Consider the following 16,542-nt stretch of genomic DNA (forward strand, 5'->3'; position numbering starts at 1 on the left):
TTCTCCGATCGTGGGTTGACGAAAGCTTCCCCGCTCAGGCGGGCACGGCGGCACCGGACGCGCGGTACCGCACGACGGCCCGCTCGACCTCCTCCGCCGCGAGGTCGTGGTCGAGCGCGAAGGCGGCCGACGCGCCCATCCCGGCGGCGGTGACCACCTGGGCGCGCGGGTCGGCGACGTTGCCGACCGCCCAGACGCCGGGGAGGCTGGTGCGGCCGGTCCGGTCGGTGGTGACCCAGCCGTTGTCGTCCCGGGCGCAGTCGAGGCCGAAGAGCAGCGCATCCCGGGGCACCGGCTGCGGGAAGACGAACACCGCCTCGCGCGGCACCACCTGCCCGTTGGCGAGCTCGACGCCGCGCAGCCGCCCGTCGTCGGAGACCAGGCGGACGATCCGGCCCTCGACCACCCGGACGTCCCGGGCGGCGAGCCGTTCCCGCTCGTCGTCGGTCAGTGCGAGGGTGTGCGCGAGCAGCACCACGTCCGCCGACCACTGCCGCAGCAGCAGCGCCTGGTTGACCGCCCCGGGGCCGGTGCCGAGCACGCCGAGCGGGCGGTCGCGGACCTCCCAGCCGTGGCAGTACGGGCAGTGCAGCACATCCTGGCCCCACCGCTCGACCAGGCCGGGCAGCTCCGGCAGGCCGTCCCGCAGCCCGGTGGCGACGACCACCCGGCGCGCGTGCAGCACCGGCCCGCCGGCCAGGTGGACCACGAAGCCCGGCGCCGCGGGCCCGGCCGGACCGGCACCGGCATCGGCACCGGCGGGCTCGATGTGCTCGACCCGGGCGTCGATCAGGTCCGCCCCGTACCGGGCGACCTCCTCCCGCCCGACCGCCAGCAGCGCCGCCGGGGGCATGCCGTCCCGGCTCAGGTAGCCGTGCATGTGGGCGGCGGGCGCGTTGCGCGGCTCGCCGGCGTCCACCACCGCGACCCGGCGCCGGGCCCGGCCCAGCACCAGCGCGGCGTTCAGCCCCGCCGCACCGGCGCCGACCACCACCACGTCGTAGCGCTCGCTCTCCCTGCTCCCGGTCACCCCGGCTGTCCTGGTCGTCCCGGTCGTCTCGCCCATGGCGCTCACCTCCACCGCCAGGCTGCGGCCCACCCCGCCGGATCGGCAAGCAATGTTGCCGCCTCAGCAAACCCCGGCCCCGAGCCGACCTTGCCCTCAGCCCACCTCGGCGGCCCGCGCCCCCGTCCGCCGCCAGTACGACCGGGCGGCCACCGCCAGCGCGACCCCGTACCCGGCGAACCCGCACATCCCCACCCAGGCGACCTCCAGCGCGCTCTGCTCACCGGCGAACTCGCCCAGCCTGATCCGCGTCACCCCGGCGGTGCACAGCCCCAGGTAGCCGACCCCGACCACCCCGTACGGCGCCAGCGTGGCCGCGCCCAGCAGGGCCGGGGTGAGCGGCAGCCAGCGCGGCACCCGGCGGCCGCGCAGCGGCAGGGTCCAGCGCGGGAAGACCTGCCCCCACGGACGGACCAGCCCCCAGAGCAGGAACACCCCGAGCAGCGCCAGCAGCATCGTGCCGTCCAGTCCCCAACGCTCCAGGGCGAGCCAGAGCCCGGAGGAGCCGTTGCGCACATAGCTCGCGTACATCCGGTCACCGCTGATCCCCGCGAAACTGCCGCCGAGCGCCCAGACCAGCTTCATCAGCACGTACGGCACGAACGCCAGAGTCCCTGTCCAGGCGGCGAGTTGGACGAGCGGCGGGGCCGCCGTGGGAGCCGGCGCGGCCTGCCCGGCCCGGCCGGCACGGGCACCGGGCCGCAGTCCCAGGGCGGCCCTGGCCAGCAGTACCGCCCCCAGCGCCGCCAGCGCGCGCCCCACCGTGTCGGGGACGCTGTCCACCCGCTGGCCGAACACCAGCGTCACCAGGTCCATCAGCAGGCTCCAGGCCCCCACCGCGGCCGCCCCGCAGAGCAGCCACAGCAGCCGCTGCGGCCGCACCGGTTTCCGGCGCGCCACCAGCGCTCCGGCGACGGCCGAGAGCAGCCCCACGCCGGCCACCACCCACCCCGGCCAATGCGCGCCGAACAGCGCCGTCCCGCTCAGCCCGCACCCCACCCCGAACCCGGCGTACCCGAGCCCCCAGCCGGCCACCGCCCACCCGCTTCTCACCATGCCGCCAGGCTCACCCGCGCCACCCGCCCCGCCCCTCCCCCGGCACGGTGATCCCCCTCCCCCACCCGGGGGACCCCGCACCACGCGCGTTCGTCCCCGTGGAAGAGCTCCAGCGCAAGTGGCGGAGCGCACCCGCCGTCGACGCCGCACAGCTGCGGGCCGAGGCCGACACCTTCTACGGCGACGAGGACCGGGTCGAGGGCGGCGGCGACCCGTGGGAGCGCGCGTGAGCGAACGACGCCAGTGCGGCCTGCTCGACACCTGTGTGGTGATCGATCTGCCGCAGATCGATCCGGAACTCCTGCCGTTCGAGGTCGCCGTGCCCTCGGTGGTGCTGGCCGAGCTCTCCCAGGGTGTCGCCATGGCCAAGGACCCAGTGCAGATGCTGGCCAGGGCCCAACGGCTGGCCGACGTGGAGGCGGAGTTCACCGCCCTCCCGTTTGACCGTGAGGCCGCCCGGCGATTCGGAACACTGATCGCACTCACGATCCAGGCCAAGCGCGACCCCCGCCCTCGCCGCATGGGCCTGATGATCGCTGCCACCGCCGCCGCCCACGGCCTACCGCTCTACACCCGGAACGCGGACGACTTCATCGGCCTGGAGCAGGGGATCGAGGTCATCGCGGTATAGCCGCTCCGACCGGGCCACCCCGCCCGGCCGTGGTGGCCGGGCGGGCCGGGGCTCATCCCCTCGGGGCGGCGAAGCAGTGGACGGTGACGGTGCGGCCGGAGGCCCACCGCTGGTCGCCGCTGCCGAGGTGGGTCCAGCCGAGGCGGCGGTAGAGGGCCACGGCGGCGGTGTCGGTGGCGAGGACGTCGAGCACGGGGTGCAGGCCGAGCGCCCGCGCGTGCGCCACGGCGCAGGCCAGCAGCCGGGCGCCGATGAGGTGGCCGCGCGCCGTGGGGGCGACGTAGAGGCGGCCGATCACGCTGGTGAGCTCCGGGCGGCCGCCGGTGCGGTGGCCCCACAGGGCGGGGGCGAGGTCGTCAGGGGTGCTGCGGGCGAGGCCGACGTGTCCGGCGAGCCGGCCGTCCGACTCGGCGATCCAGGCGGCGAGCTGGCCGTCCGGGGTCAGCCAGGCGGCGGGGCGGTCGGGCCAGTCGGCGGGATAGCCGTCGGCCGCGTGGACGTCGCCGAGCACCCGGACGCAGTCGGCGAGGTCGTCGGCGCGGCGCGGTCGGACCAGCACCCCCGCTCCGGCCTGCCGTGAGTGGGACGCGACGACGGTGGCGCGTTCTTCGAGGTCTGCCATGCCGGTACGTTACCGGCCGGGCCTCACCGTCGCAGCAGGTCGACGACCCCGGTCAGGTCCTCCTCGCCACCGCCGATCTCCAGCCTGCGCTCCATCAACCGGAAGTACGGCTCCAGCAGTTCGGCGCTCACCCCCTGCTCCTCGGCGGTGCCCAGCAGCGTCTGCCGGCCGGCCACCTGCATCGCCAGGTTGGACACCACGCCCTGGGTGTAGTCGCCGCTCTCCAGCTGCTCCGCGGTCCTGGCCACCGAGCCGGACATCGCGGCGAGCCAGCCGCCCAGCAGCGGCGCCAGCTCGCTCGGCGCCACGTCCTCGCCGCGGACCAGCGCGAAGGCGTGCGCGATCCCGGCGAACATCCCGTACATCCCGCTGAGCAGCGCCACGTCGTGCAGCGCCGCGTACCCGGCGTCCGCGCCCACGTACCGGGTGCCGGCCGGGACGGCGAGCGTGACCCCGTGCTCCTCGAACAGCTCGGACGAGCCGCTGTAGAACACGTACGCCCCGGTCGCCGGGACACCGATCATCGGCGGGACGGCCATGATCCCGCCGTCCAGGTAGCGGGCGCCTCGCTCCTCGGCCCAGGCGGCGCGGGCGCGGGCCTGCGCGGGGGTGCTGGTGACCAGGTTGACCAGGTCCTTGCCGGTCAGGTCGACGCCGTCCAGCGCCTCCGGCACGGAGGCGTCGTCGAGCAGGCAGACGACGACCAGCCGGTTCGCGGCGACCGCCTCCGCGGCGGTGGCGGCGACGGCGGCACCGCGGGCGGCGAGCCCCTCGGCGCGGGCGGCGGTGCGGTTCCAGACGGTCAGCGGGTGCCCGGCGGCGAGCCAGGCCCCGGCCAGCGCGGCACCCATCGCGCCGAGGCCGAGCAGGGTGAGCGGGGTGGACGGGGTGTTCAGGGCGGGCGTGGTCTCGGACGCGTTCTCAACGGGGTTGGTTGCCATGGCAGTCAGCCTCCGCGCTGCCCCCGGAAACGATCAAGTACGCACTTCGGAGTGGGTGGTTACCCTGGGGTCAGTATCCAGGTCGGAGGTTCGGAAGGGGTGGGCATGGCGACCGTGCCGAGGCCGGGGGCGTACATCTGCGGGACGGACGCCGCGATGGACGTGATCGGCGGCAAGTGGAAGGTGTCGATCCTCTGGGCCCTGGGCGAGCGCCCGCGCTGCCGCTTCGGCGAGCTGCGCCGGCTGCTGCCGGGGATCACCGAGAAGGTGCTGGCCGCGCACCTGCGCGAGATGGAGGCGCACGGCATCGTGCACCGGGAGGCGTACGAGGAGGTGCCGCCGCGGGTCGAGTACGCGCTGACCGAGGCGGGGCACCGCCTCAACACGGCGCTGGGGCCGCTGGGCGACTGGGGCCGGGAGCACCTCCTGGGCGGGGCGCCGCACCCGGCGTAGCGCGGCCGCACGGGGCGCCGTACCCGGCGTGGCGCGGGCCCTACGCGATCGCGGCCGACACCACCGCCGCCACCGCGATGTTGCAGGAGGCGGACACCCACACCGCCGGGTGCGGCTCCGGCTCGACCAGGATCGCGCCGAGCTTTCCCGGCGTCAGCAGGTCCACCAGCCAGAACGCGACGGCCATCAGCACCAGCCCGAGCAGGCCGTAACAGGCCGTCGACAGCAGGCCCTTGGCGAAGTCGGCGTAGGTGTACATGATCGCGGTGAAGACGATGCCGCCGATGCCGAGCAGCGCGGAGCTGAGCAGGACGGCGGCGTTGCGGTTGCGCTCGACCCAGATCTGGTGGCCGAGCCTGCCGGGCGTCAGCAGGTCGACCAGGCCGATGCCGAGGAGCAGCAGCACCACGCCGAGGGCGCCGTAGGCCGCCGCCGCACCGAGCCCGTGCAGGATGTCGTTCATCGTGGTTCCAGCCCCCGGTCCGCTCACGCCAGCCCCCGACCGGCTGGTCAGGGCCCCCGACCGCCTTGGTCAAGGGTTGGCAAAAGATACCCCACCCGGGTGAGGGGCGGACCGGGATCCGGAAACCGGGGACGGGTCAGTCGTCCTCGTGCACCAGGTGGTCGACGCAGGCCGCGACGGCCAGCAGCAGGCCGGTGTCCGCGCCGTCGGCGATCTCCACCCCGTAGGTGTCCCGGATCCGGAACCACTTGCGGCTGATCCGGGCCAGGTCGTCGCCGTGCTGGTTCTCGATCCGGTAGTCCTTGTCGATCAGGTTGCCGTGGATCTTCAGCTCGCCGCCGGAGGCCAGCTCCACCAGGTACTTGTCCCGGAACGGGGTGAACAGCTTCTCCCGGACGGTGGCGACCACCTCGCCGTCGGCGTCCTCGATCTTCATCGCGTCGCGGACGGTGAGCATCTTCTCCTTCACCACCGCGACCACCCGCCCGTGCGCGTCCTTCAGCTCGAAGGTGTCCCGCAGCCGCAGCACCTTGCCGTCCACCAGGTACGCCTTGCGGCCCCGGTCGTCCTCGATCCAGTAGTCGTCGCCGACCGCGAACAGCTTCTCCCTGACCAGGTACCGCACGTGCGACCTCCTCGTGTTGACGTCCGCCCCATTCGACCCCGGACCCCCGGCCGCGGGAAAGCACCGCCACGGGACGGCCGACCGGAAACCCCGTCGCACAACGGCCCCCGATCCCCTTCAATACGGCCATGCACCCTGGCCTCACCACCGCCGAGCTGCGCAGCGAGCGCCTCGACCTGCTGCCGATCGCCCCCGGGCACGCCGAGGAGCTGGCGGCCGCGCTCGCCGACCCGGCCCTGCACGCCTTCACGGGCGGCCGCCCGGCCACCGTCGAGGAGCTGCGCGCCCGCTGCGCCCGGCTCGCCGCCGGCTCCCCCGACCCGGCCGAGGCCTGGGGCAACTGGGTGCTGCGGCTGCGCGCCGACGGCGCCCTCACCGGCTACGTGCAGACCACCGTCCGCCCCGACGGGGCCGAACTCGCCTGGGTGGTCGGCACCCCCTGGCAGGGCCGCGGCCTGGCCACCGAGGCCGCCCGCACCCTGCTCGCCCACCTCACCGCCGCCAGCGTCACCACCGCCCTCGCCCACATCCACCCCGACCACCACGCCTCCGCCAGGATCGCCACCGCCCTCGGCCTGCGCCGCACCGCCCACACCCAGGACGGCGAGACCCGCTGGCAGGCCGACCTCACCCGCCCGTAACCCCTCGCGGCCCCGCACCGGAATGCGGGCAGCGGGCGTGCGGTTTGATTGACGCATGGCATCTCGTGCACGTGTACGCGCCCCCGAACTGGTCGGGGCAGGCGGTTGGCTGAACACCGGCGGCAAGGAGCTCACGCTCGCCGACTTCCGGGGCAAGATCACCATCCTGGACTTCTGGACCTTCTGCTGCATCAACTGCCTGCACGTCCTGGACGAGCTGCGGGAGCTGGAGGAGGCGCACCGCGACACCGTGGTGATCGTCGGGGTGCACTCGCCGAAGTTCGTGCACGAGGCCGACCACCAGGCCGTGGTCGACGCCGTCGCCCGCTACGAGGTGCACCACCCGGTGCTGGACGACCCGGCGCTGGCCACCTGGAAGCAGTACGCCGTCCGGGCCTGGCCGACGCTGGTGGTGATCGACCCGGAGGGCTACGTGGTCGCCCAGCACGCCGGCGAGGGGCATGCCCACGCGCTCGCCCGGCTGGTCGAGGAGCTGGAGGCCGAGCACGCCGCGAAGGGCACGCTGCGCCGCGGCGACGGCCCGTACGTGGCGCCGGAGCCGACCGCGGGGAGCCTGAAGTTCCCCGGCAAGGCGGTCCGGCTGCCGAACGGCCACTTCCTGGTCGCCGACTCTGGCCACCACTCGCTGGTCGAGCTGGCCGAGGACGGCGAGACGGTGGTGCGCCGGATCGGCGACGGGCAGCGCGGACTGGTGGACGGCGACGGCACGGACGGCGAGGGCCCGCGGTTCAGCGAGCCGCAGGGCCTCGCGCTGCTGCCGGAGGGCTCGGCGTACGACGTGGTCGTCGCCGACACCGTCAACCACGCCCTGCGCGGCGTGCGCCTCGCCGACGGCCTGGTGACCACCCTGGCCGGCACCGGCCGCCAGTGGTGGCAGGGCTCGGCCACCGAGGGCCCGGCCCGCGAGGTGGACCTCTCCTCGCCGTGGGACGTCGCCTGGTTCGACGGCCGGGTGTGGATCGCGATGGCCGGCGTGCACCAGCTGTGGTCGTTCGACCCGGCCGCCGACACGGTCGCGGTCGCGGCCGGCACCACCAACGAGGGCCTGGTGGACGGGCCCGCCGCCGAGGCCTGGTTCGCCCAGCCGTCCGGCCTCGCGGTCTCCGCGGACGGCGAGCGGCTCTGGGTCGCCGACTCCGAGACCTCCGCGCTGCGCTGGGTTTCACGTGAAACAGGGGCGGTCCGGACCGCCGTCGGCACCGGCCTGTTCGACTTCGGCCACCGCGACGGCGCGGCCGACCAGGCGCTGTTCCAGCACCCGCTGGGCGTCACCGTGCTGCCGGACGGCTCGGTGGCCGTCGCCGACACCTACAACCACGCGCTGCGCCGCTACGACCCGGCCAGCGGTGAGGTCAGCACGCTGGCCACCGACCTGCGCGAGCCCTCCGGGGCAGTACTGGTGGACGGCGACATCGTGGTGGTCGAGTCGGCCCGGCACCGGCTGACCAGGCTGCGGCTGCCGGAGGAGGCGGTGCGGGTCGAGTCGGTGGCGCACCGCACCCGGCGCGCGGCCACCGAGGTCGCCCCGGGCGCCTTCCGGCTGGACGTGGTCTTCGAGGCGCCGAACGGCCAGAAGCTGGACGAGCGCTACGGTCCGTCCACCCGGCTGCTGGTCAGCTCGACCCCGCCCGAGCTGCTGGTCTCCGGCGCGGGCGCGGACACCGACCTCTCCCGTGAGCTGGTGCTCTCCGCCGAGGTCGCCGAGGGCGTGCTGCACGTCTCGGCGATGGCCGCCTCCTGCGACGACGACCCGGAGATCGAGTACCCGGCCTGCCACGTGCACCAGCAGGACTGGGGCGTGCCGGTGAAGCTGGTCGCCGACGGCGCCCGCCGCCTCCCGCTGGTCCTGGCCGGGATGGAGTAACCCGGAACGACCCGCACCCGAACAACGCGGAAGGGGCCCGGCGGACGACCGCCGGGCCCCTTCCGCATCCGCCGTCAGCCCTCCAGGAAGGCCTTGAGCGCGCTCGCCAGCAGGTACGGGTCCTCCGCGCCGCACAGCTCGCGCGCCGAGTGCATGGAGAGCGCCGCGATGCCGCAGTCCACCGTCTTGATGCCCAGCCGCGCCGCCGTGATCGGGCCGATCGTCGTACCGCAGGGCATGGCGTTGTTGGAGACGAAGGTCTGCCACGGCACGCCCGCCTTCTCGCAGGCGGCCGCGAACACCGCCCGCCCGACGCCGTCGGTCGCGTAGCGGTTGTTGACGTTGACCTTGAGGATCGGCCCGCCGTTCGGCATCGGGTGGTGGCCCGGCTCGTGCCGCTCGCTGTAGTTCGGGTGGACGGCGTGGCCCATGTCCGAGGAGAGGCAGACGGTGCCGGCGAGGGCCCGGGCGCGGTCCTCGGTGGTGCCGCCGCGCGCGTGCACCGTCCGGTCCAGCACGGTGCCGAGCAGCGGGCTCTGCGCGCCGGTGTCGGACTCGCTGCCGGTCTCCTCGTGGTCGAAGGCGGCCAGCACCGGGATGTACGGCAGGCTGGCGGCGCCCTCGGCGGTGGCGACGGCGGCGAGCGCGGCGGTGGCCGCGTGCACCGAGAGCAGGTTGTCCAGGCGCGGGGCGGCCAGCAGTTCGCGGTCGCGGCCCAGGTAGGAGGCGGGCTGGACGTCGTGGGTCATGAGGTCCCAGCCGGCCACGTCGGCGGCGTCCAGACCGGCCCGCTGGGCGACGTAGGAGATCAGCGCGCCCTCGTCGACCGGGCCGAGGCCCCAGATCGGGGTGAGGTGGCGCTGCTTGTCGAGCTTCATGCCCTCGTTGACCTGGCGGTCCAGGTGGATGGCGAGCTGCGGCACGCGCAGCAGCGGCTCGTCCAGCTGGACCAGCCGGGCGGTGCCGTCCTTGAGCGCGAGCCGGCCGGAGAGGCCGAGGTCGCGGTCCAGCCAGGTGTTCAGCGGGACGCCGCCGTAGATCTCCACGGCGACCTGCCGCCAGCCCTCCGAGCCGGTGTCCGGCACGGGCTTGACCCGCAGGTTGGGCGAGTCGGTGTGGGTGCCGACGATCCGGAACGGCGTCTCGGGGCCCGCTCCCTCCGGCAGGTACCAGGCGATCAGCGCGCCCCCGCGGATCAGGTAGCGCCCGCCGGCCGCGTCGTCCCACGCGTCCGTCTCGGCGACCTGCCGGAAGCCCGCCTTCTCCAGCCGCTCCGCGGCGCTCGCCACCGCGTGGTACGGGGAGGGTGAGGTGCCGAGGAACGCGATCAGGTCGTCGCTGTGCGTCCGGTCGAAGAATGCCTGGCGGGCGGCGGTCGACATGCTGCTCCTGGGTCGAGTGAGGGCCGAAGCCGGATGGGGAGTCGGCTTCGCACCTGAGCATATGCCCGTACACGGACAGGGCATTCGGAACACCTGGTTCGGTGCACGACCCGGACACGACCGTGAACCGCCGCGCACGGTCGGAGCTTTCCGCCGCCGGACGCACGCCCGGACGCACGCCCGGACCACGGCGCCGGACGCACGCCCGGACCACGGCGCCGGACGCCCGCCCCGGCCACGGCCCCGGACGCACCGAAGGGCCCGGTGGCAGCCGGGCCCTTCGGTGCGAGGGTGTGTCAGGCGGTTCGAGGGGTGCGCGGGCCCGGACGGGCCCGGCGGTCCCGGACGGGCCTAGAAGGCCTCCTCCGCCAGGTCCATGATCTCGTTGTCGATGCCCTCGGCGATCAGGCGCTGCGGGGTGACGGTCGGCAGGACGTTCTTGGCGAAGAAGCGGGCCGCCGCGACCTTGCCCTGGTAGAACGGGACGTCCTTCTCGGAGGCGCCGGCCTCCAGCTTGGCCAGGGCCACCACGGCCTGGCGCAGCAGCAGCCAGCCGACCACGACGTCGCCGGAGACCATCAGCAGGCGGGTGGTGTTCAGGCCCACCTTGTACATGTTCTTGACGTCCTGCTCGACCGAGGTCAGGTCGGCGATCAGCTTGCCGACGATGGCCGCCAGGTCCTCGGCGGCCTTGCCGAGCAGCTTGCGCTCGGCGGCCAGGGCGTCGCCGCCGGCGGCCGAGTCGACGAACTTCTGGATCTGCTCGGACAGCGCGGTCAGCGCCTGGCCGCCGTCCTTGACGATCTTGCGGAAGAAGAAGTCCTGGCCCTGGATCGCCGTGGTGCCCTCGTACAGGGTGTCGATCTTGGCGTCCCGGATGTACTGCTCGATCGGGTACTCCTGGAGGTACCCGGAGCCGCCGAAGGTCTGCAGCGACTGGGCGAGCTGCTCGTAGGACTTCTCCGAGCCGTAGCCCTTGACGATCGGCAGCAGCAGGTCGTTGAGGCGCTCGGCGGCCTCGTCGTGCTCGCCGCGCAGCTTGGCGGCCATCATGTCGTCCTGGGTGGACGCGGTGAACAGCACCAGCGCGCGCATGCCCTCGGCGTAGGCCTTCTGGGTCAGCAGCGAGCGGCGCACGTCCGGGTGGTGGGTGATGGTGACGCGCGGGGCGGTCTTGTCCAGGAACTGCGAGATGTCGGCGCCCTGCACGCGCTCCTTGGCGTACTCCAGGGCGTTCAGGTAGCCGGTGGAGAGGGTGGCGATGGCCTTCGTGCCGACCATCATCCGGGCGAACTCGATGATCTTGAACATCTGGCGGATGCCGTCGACCTTGTCGCCGAGCAGCCAGCCCTTGGCCGGGTGCTTGGCGCCGAAGGTCATCTCGCAGGTGTTCGAGGCCTTGAGGCCCATCTTGTGCTCGACGTTGGTGGCGTAGACGCCGTTGCGCTCGCCCAGCTCGCCGGTCTCCCAGTCGAAGTCGAACTTGGGGACGATGAACAGGCCCAGGCCCTTGGTGCCCGGCTTGCCGCCCTCGGGGCGGGCCAGCACCATGTGGATGATGTTCTCGGACATGTCGTGCTCGCCCGAGGTGATGAAGCGCTTGACGCCCTCGATGTGCCAGGAGCCGTCCTCCTGCTGGATCGCCTTGGTGCGGCCGGCGCCCACGTCGGAGCCCGCGTCGGGCTCGGTGAGGACCATGGTGGAGCCCCACAGGCGGTCGGTCATCCGCTTGGCGACCTCGAGCTGCTCCTCGGTGCCCTCCTCGGCGATGACGCCGGCGAAGGCCGGGCCGGAGGAGTACATCCAGATGGCCGGGTTGGAGCCCAGGATCTGCTCGGCGAAGGCCCAGATCAGCGAGTTCGGGGTGACCTGGCCGCCGATCGACTCCGGGATGCCCAGGCGCCACCACTCGGCGTCCATGAAGGTCTGGTAGCTCTTCTTGAAGGTGGCCGGGATCGGCGCGGTGCTGGTCTCCGGGTCGAAGACCGGCGGGTTGCGGTCGGTGTCGGCGTAGGACGCCGCGAGGTCGTTCTCGGCGAGGCGCGCGATCTCGCTGAGGATGTTCTTCGCGGTCTCGACGTCCATGTCCGCGAACGGTCCGGTGCCGTACACCTGCTCGCGGCCGAACACCTCGAAGAGGTTGAACTCCACGTCCCGCAGGTTGGACTTGTAGTGACCCATGGCCGTTATCTCCGGTTCGTCGCTTCCGGGAGACCGCCGCGTTCCGGCGTCCCGTACCCACCAGTAGGCATCATGATGCTACCCAGCGGTAACTTGGGCAAGCCCCCGCCGGCGAATCCGCTATGAACGTGGTCACGTCCCACAGCCGACGCGGCCACTCCTTGTCAGGATCGGTGCCAGCGGAGAGGGGTGCGCTCCCGCTAGCCTGTCCGTGTGTACGGATATGACCAGAACACATACCCGGGCGACCCCTACCAGCAGCAGGCGGGACCGCAGCAGGGCATGAACGGCATGCCCGGACCCGACGCCTACGGCGGGCAGTCGCAGGCCCCCCAGCAGTCCCTGTACCCCGAACCCTCGCCGCCCTCACTCGCGGACGCCGTCCGGGCCTTCACCACCGGCTCGATGGCGGTCGAGGACTTCCAGGCGATCTTCATCACCTCGAAGGTGCACTGCCCCCGCGGCGACCGCCCCGGCTTCCTGGCGCTGCACAACACCCCGACGCCGGTGATCCCGATGTTCAGCTCGCTGAAGGAGCTGCGCCGCTACGCCGGCAAGGACTCCAAGCACTTCACCGTCACCGGCGCCGAGGTCCTGGACCTGCTGCCGACCGGCTACGGCTTCGCGCTGGACATGGAGGGCGAGCACCGGATGGTGTTCGACGCCAAGGCCGTCGAGCAGATGGTCGACTTCACGATGCGCCGGATGTACGGCTGACCCATGCTGGACGAGGAGCCCCGCGCTCCTCCGTCACTACATAGTTCAACTTTCAACTTGCTTGTTGTTGAGGATTGAACTAACCTCATGGATGTAGGCCAGACACCCCCCGAAGGAGGCCGACATGCCCGCCGTGACCGTCGACAACCCGCTGACCCTCCCGCGCGTCACCACGCCGGACCCCGCCGTCACGAGCGCACGGCCGGTCCTCACCGTGGCGACCGCCCCCGAGGGCTACGAGGGCGAGGGCTTCCCCGTCCGCCGCGCCTTCGCCAGGATCAACCAGAAGTACCTCGACCCGTTCATCATGATGGACCAGATGGGCGAGGTGGACTACGCGGCCGGCGAGCCCAAGGGCACCCCCTGGCACCCGCACCGCGGCTTCGAGACCGTCACGTACATCATCGACGGAACGTTCATCCACCGGGACTCGCACGGCGGTGGCGGCACCATCACCGACGGCGACACCCAGTGGATGACCGCCGGCTCCGGCCTGCTGCACATCGAGACCCCGCCGGAATCCCTGGTGCAGTCCGGCGGCCTGTTCCACGGCCTCCAGCTGTGGGTCAACCTGCCCGCCTCGGACAAGATGATCACCCCGAAGTACCAGGACATCCGCGGCGGCAGCGTCAAGCTGCTCAGCACCGAGGACGGCGGCGCGCTCCTGCGCGTCATCGCCGGCGAGCTGGACGGCCACCAGGGCCCGGGCACCACCTTCACCCCGATCACCATGATCCACGCCTCGATCAACCCCGGCGCCCAGATCACCCTGCCCTGGCGCGCCGACTTCAACGCCCTCGCCTACGGCCTCGCCGGCAACGGCTCGGCCGGCACCGAGCACCGCCCCTTCCACCGGGGCCAGGCCGTCGTCTTCGGCGACGGCGACTCGATCACCCTGCGCGCCGACGAGAAGCAGGACTCCCGCGACAACAACTTCGAGGTCGTCCTCCTCGGCGGCCTCCCGATCCGCGAACCCGTCGCCCACTACGGCCCGTTCGTGATGAACAGCCACCGCGAGCTCCAGCAGGCCATGGAGGACTTCCAGGCCGGCCGCCTCGGCACCATCCCCGCCGACGGCCACTGAGCCCGCCCGCTCGTGAGGGCCCGGACCGCACCCGGTCCGGGCCCTCACGCGTCCACCGCCTACAGCAGCGCGTACAGGGCCGAGGCGTCGTCGTGCGTCTTGCCGCGCGGCCAGCGCTCGCAGCCGGCGTCCGCCCGCTCCACCGCCCGGACCTGGGCGATCAGCTCGCCCGGCCCGGACTCGGCGAGCAGCCGCAGCACGTCGCCCCAACTGCCCAGCCCGAAGCGCTCGGTGTAGCGCGAGGCGCCGTCGGTGAGGGCGGCCAGCGCGTGCAGCCGGTCCAGCGGGACGGAGCCGGTCTCGGCGTGCTCGGCCGCCCGCGGGCTGGCGGCGGCGATCCACGGGCCGTTGCCCCGGTTGCGGGCGGCGCGCACGGCCAGCACGTACTCCAGGTGCAGCGCGGCCCGCTCGGCCGAGCCGGGGACGGTCTCCCAGACCTGCCGGCGCAGCTCCTCGCCGCCGGGGAAGCGCTGGTTGTCCCCGATCACCTTCGGCGGGCCGTCCTTGAACTCCAGCACCAGCAGGGAGTCGCCGAGCACCAGGTACTCCAGCGCCTCGCCGTGCCGCCGGGCCGCGACGACCATCGCGGCGGGGGTGTTCGGGTGGGCCAGGTCGCAGCGGCCGCCGTGCAGCGCGGCCGTCTCCACGATGGCGTCGGCCAGGCAGTCGGCGATCGAGCGGTCCGCCCGGTCGGTGAGCCGGGCGAGCAGGTGCACGCCCAGCCGGCGCACGTACCAGGCCGTCCCGTGCCGGCACCCGGACTCCAGGCCGACCGGCGAGCTCGCGCCGTCCAGCAGGACCAGCGCCTCCGGCGAGGCCACCGCGAAGTCCTCGCTCTCGCGGTCGGGCCGCCGTGCTTCCCCTGCGAGCTGTAGCTGCATCCCGACAGTGTGGCCGCCGCCCCCGGCCCGCGCCCAGACCCGTGCGCCGGTGTGGCGCGGGCCGGGGGCCGGCGCCCGGTGGCAGCCGGGGTGATTCGGCCATACCGTCGGACAGTGACCGGACGATTCGGCCAATCGGAGCGGGTCGGGTTTGGGATCACCTTCGGGTGTCCGGGCGGCCCGCGACTGACGAGGAGCGGAAGATGTTCTGGGAGTTCATCGTGTTGCTGGCCGCCTCGCTCGGCTTCCCGACCGCCGCACTACTCTTCCTGATCGGCGGCCCGCGCTTCCCCGACGAGCAGCGCGGCCCCGAGAGCCGGGGCGCCGGGGCCGCCCGCCGCCCGTAGGGCCTGCCCGACCGCGGACGCGGGCCGAAGGCAGGCCCCGGGGTTTCCGGAATCCCCTGTGTTCCGGAACCCCCGGGGCGGACAGGGCCGTTACGGCTTCCAGGCCGGATCGCGGCCGAGCAGTGCCAGGGCGCGGTCGAACCGGCCGGTGCCGCCGCCGGGTTCGAGCCCCGGGGCGAAGGCCCGGCCCGGCGCCCGGTGTTCCTCGGTGTTCGGGACGGCCTCGGTCACCGTCAGCAGCGCGGTGGCCAGCGCGTCGTCGCCGTCCACCGCGGCGACCAGCGCGGCCTGGGTGCCGAGCGCGGCGGCGACGTCCCAGCCGTGCACCAGGGTGTCCAGCAGGTGGAAGCCCACCGCCTGGGTGAGCGGGAAGGGGCCGCCGTCGCGGATCTCGGCCAGCCAGATCGGCCGGTCCGCGGTGGCCGCCTCCCGGAAGGCCTCGGTGAGGTCGGTCCCGGTGCGCCGGAAGGCGCCCGCCGGGTCGGCGCCGAGCGGGGCGTCCGCGAACAGCGCCAGGTCCGGCCCGGCGCCGCGGGCGGCCGCGGCGAAGCCCTGGTGCTGGCCGACGCAGTGCTCCAGCAGCTTGCGCAGCGTCCACCCCGCGCAGGGGGTGGGCAGGTCGAGCTGGTCCGGCCGTAGGCCGTCCACCACCTGGACGGCCAACTCCATGGCCTGTGCGTGCAGTTCGACGATCCTCATACGACAGCGACCTCCCGGCCGGCAGAGATGAATCCGATCACCTGATCAACAACGGCCGGCTCCGCGATAATCCTGCTGTGGCCCAGGCCCTGAGTGATGGTCAGCTCCAGCCGCTCCCCGTACGCCTCGCGCAGCCGGTACGCCTCGCTCGGCGGGACGACGGTGTCGCCCTCGTCGTGCACGACCAGGACCGGCCCGTCGACCGCCCCGACCCGGCGGGCCGCGTCGAAGCGCTCCCAGCCCCCGGCGTCCCCGCCGAACAGCTCCCGCTCGATCCGCTCCCGCAGCGCCCGCTCGACCTCGGCGTCCAACCCGAGCCCGGCACAGAAGGCGGCCGGGAAGAAGCCCACCCGGGACACCCCGGAGACGGCCGCCAGCCGGCCCGCCCGCAGGCCGTCGGCCAGCGCCCCGAAGGCCGCGCAGACGCCCAGCGAGTGCGCCAGCACGGCCTCGAACGGCCCGTACCGCTCCTGGAGGCTCAGCGCGAGCTCGCGGTACTCCGGCACGCCGGTGGTCCGGCCGCCGGAGTCGCCGTGGCCCGGCGCGTCGAAGGCGACGACGCTCAGCCCGAGCGCCCGCAGCCGGGGCACGTACGGGGCGAACCGGGAGGCCCGGGAGCGCCAGCCGTGCAGCAGCAGGACCGGCCGCTCGCCGCTGCCCCAGCGGTAGCCGACCACCGCCTTGCCGTTCACGGCGAGCCGCTCGGTGGCCGCCCGCCCGTGCACCTCCCGCTCCGACGCGCGCACCCGGCTGCGCCGGACCGGGTGCGTGAACAGCTCGAAGGCGGCCCGCCCGGCCAGGCCGGGGGCGATCCGGGCGGTGGGGTTGAGGGTCGTACGGATCAGTCCGCGGGTCGGGTCCATCGGGT

General features: G+C 73.6%; 19 protein-coding genes. 8 read left to right on the forward strand and 11 right to left on the reverse strand.

All coding sequences use genetic code 11. The annotated features are described in order from the left end of the window. Positions 1–34: 34 nt before the first annotated feature. Positions 35–1,066, reverse strand: coding sequence for an NAD(P)/FAD-dependent oxidoreductase (locus ACWDD9_RS02495; RefSeq protein ID WP_449810615.1), 1,032 nt, complete (start codon positions 1,064–1,066; stop codon positions 35–37). Between the two features lie 96 nt (positions 1,067–1,162). Beyond that, positions 1,163–2,122, reverse strand: coding sequence for a hypothetical protein (locus tag ACWDD9_RS02500; RefSeq protein ID WP_387974309.1), 960 nt, complete (start codon positions 2,120–2,122; stop codon positions 1,163–1,165). 98 nt (positions 2,123–2,220) lie between these two features. On the opposite strand from ACWDD9_RS02500, the gene ACWDD9_RS02505 reads away from it, so the two are divergent. Then, positions 2,221–2,352, forward strand: coding sequence for a hypothetical protein (locus tag ACWDD9_RS02505; protein WP_259316692.1), 132 nt, complete (start codon positions 2,221–2,223; stop codon positions 2,350–2,352). Continuing rightward, entirely contained in the window at positions 2,349–2,753 is a 405-nt protein-coding gene (locus ACWDD9_RS02510; protein ID WP_049651072.1) for a type II toxin-antitoxin system VapC family toxin, read from the forward strand. The genes ACWDD9_RS02505 and ACWDD9_RS02510 overlap by 4 nt, the downstream gene beginning before the upstream one ends. Positions 2,754–2,805: 52 nt before the next feature. Here the strand turns inward: ACWDD9_RS02510 and ACWDD9_RS02515 are convergent, their stop codons facing one another. Then, the gene (locus ACWDD9_RS02515; protein WP_079272023.1) at positions 2,806–3,375 is read right to left on the reverse strand and encodes a GNAT family N-acetyltransferase; all 570 of its coding nucleotides are present in this window, start codon (positions 3,373–3,375) and stop codon (positions 2,806–2,808) included. A gap of 23 nt (positions 3,376–3,398) precedes the next feature. Beyond that, positions 3,399–4,316 (reverse strand): imine reductase family protein, encoded by a 918-nt coding sequence (locus tag ACWDD9_RS02520; RefSeq protein WP_449810616.1) that lies wholly within the window; start codon positions 4,314–4,316, stop codon positions 3,399–3,401. Between the two features lie 105 nt (positions 4,317–4,421). Between ACWDD9_RS02520 and ACWDD9_RS02525 the strand changes: the two genes are divergently transcribed. Further along, on the forward strand, positions 4,422–4,769 hold the full coding sequence (locus tag ACWDD9_RS02525; RefSeq protein ID WP_049651069.1) for a winged helix-turn-helix transcriptional regulator: 348 nt from the start codon (positions 4,422–4,424) through the stop codon (positions 4,767–4,769). 40 nt (positions 4,770–4,809) lie between these two features. Here the strand turns inward: ACWDD9_RS02525 and ACWDD9_RS02530 are convergent, their stop codons facing one another. Together ACWDD9_RS02530 and ACWDD9_RS02535 are read right to left on the reverse strand one after the other, a co-directional pair. Then, the gene (locus tag ACWDD9_RS02530; protein ID WP_074002038.1) at positions 4,810–5,232 is read right to left on the reverse strand and encodes a DUF350 domain-containing protein; all 423 of its coding nucleotides are present in this window, start codon (positions 5,230–5,232) and stop codon (positions 4,810–4,812) included. Positions 5,233–5,368: 136 nt separating this feature from the next. Next, a complete protein-coding gene (locus ACWDD9_RS02535; RefSeq protein WP_049651067.1) occupies positions 5,369–5,857 on the reverse strand; it encodes an LURP-one-related/scramblase family protein in 489 nt (162 codons plus the stop codon). Between the two features lie 128 nt (positions 5,858–5,985). Between ACWDD9_RS02535 and ACWDD9_RS02540 the strand changes: the two genes are divergently transcribed. Continuing rightward, a complete protein-coding gene (locus ACWDD9_RS02540; RefSeq protein ID WP_449810617.1) occupies positions 5,986–6,498 on the forward strand; it encodes a GNAT family N-acetyltransferase in 513 nt (170 codons plus the stop codon). 55 nt (positions 6,499–6,553) lie between these two features. Further along, positions 6,554–8,383 (forward strand): NHL domain-containing thioredoxin family protein, encoded by a 1,830-nt coding sequence (locus ACWDD9_RS02545; RefSeq protein ID WP_449810618.1) that lies wholly within the window; start codon positions 6,554–6,556, stop codon positions 8,381–8,383. A gap of 74 nt (positions 8,384–8,457) precedes the next feature. Here ACWDD9_RS02545 and ACWDD9_RS02550 read toward each other — a convergent pair whose 3' ends face one another. Together ACWDD9_RS02550 and ACWDD9_RS02555 are read right to left on the reverse strand one after the other, a co-directional pair. Further along, positions 8,458–9,765, reverse strand: a complete 1,308-nt coding sequence (locus ACWDD9_RS02550; protein WP_074002034.1) for a M18 family aminopeptidase — start codon at positions 9,763–9,765, stop codon at positions 8,458–8,460. A 351-nt stretch (positions 9,766–10,116) separates the two neighbouring features. Then, positions 10,117–11,946: an acyl-CoA dehydrogenase gene (locus ACWDD9_RS02555; RefSeq protein ID WP_074002033.1), complete on the reverse strand. Its 1,830-nt coding sequence runs from the start codon at positions 11,944–11,946 to the stop codon at positions 10,117–10,119. A gap of 213 nt (positions 11,947–12,159) precedes the next feature. On the opposite strand from ACWDD9_RS02555, the gene ACWDD9_RS02560 reads away from it, so the two are divergent. Both ACWDD9_RS02560 and ACWDD9_RS02565 read left to right on the forward strand, forming a co-directional pair. Then, the gene (locus ACWDD9_RS02560) at positions 12,160–12,663 is read left to right on the forward strand and encodes an SseB family protein (RefSeq protein ID WP_049651062.1); all 504 of its coding nucleotides are present in this window, start codon (positions 12,160–12,162) and stop codon (positions 12,661–12,663) included. A 124-nt stretch (positions 12,664–12,787) separates the two neighbouring features. Beyond that, the gene (locus ACWDD9_RS02565; protein ID WP_049651061.1) at positions 12,788–13,747 is read left to right on the forward strand and encodes a pirin family protein; all 960 of its coding nucleotides are present in this window, start codon (positions 12,788–12,790) and stop codon (positions 13,745–13,747) included. 59 nt (positions 13,748–13,806) lie between these two features. On the opposite strand, the gene ACWDD9_RS02570 is transcribed toward ACWDD9_RS02565, so the two are convergent. Beyond that, complete coding sequence (locus ACWDD9_RS02570; protein WP_449810619.1) at positions 13,807–14,628, reverse strand: integrase; 822 nt, start codon at positions 14,626–14,628, stop codon at positions 13,807–13,809. 203 nt (positions 14,629–14,831) lie between these two features. On the opposite strand from ACWDD9_RS02570, the gene ACWDD9_RS02575 reads away from it, so the two are divergent. Then, positions 14,832–14,975: a hypothetical protein gene (locus ACWDD9_RS02575; RefSeq protein WP_158077691.1), complete on the forward strand. Its 144-nt coding sequence runs from the start codon at positions 14,832–14,834 to the stop codon at positions 14,973–14,975. A gap of 90 nt (positions 14,976–15,065) precedes the next feature. On the opposite strand, the gene ACWDD9_RS02580 is transcribed toward ACWDD9_RS02575, so the two are convergent. Beyond that, positions 15,066–15,674 (reverse strand): TIGR03086 family metal-binding protein, encoded by a 609-nt coding sequence (locus ACWDD9_RS02580; protein ID WP_449810620.1) that lies wholly within the window; start codon positions 15,672–15,674, stop codon positions 15,066–15,068. Further along, positions 15,671–16,537, reverse strand: a complete 867-nt coding sequence (locus tag ACWDD9_RS02585; protein WP_449810621.1) for an alpha/beta hydrolase — start codon at positions 16,535–16,537, stop codon at positions 15,671–15,673. The genes ACWDD9_RS02580 and ACWDD9_RS02585 overlap by 4 nt, the downstream gene beginning before the upstream one ends. Positions 16,538–16,542: the final 5 nt, after the last annotated feature.

It is taken from the genome of Kitasatospora sp. NPDC001119, assembly GCF_053598475.1.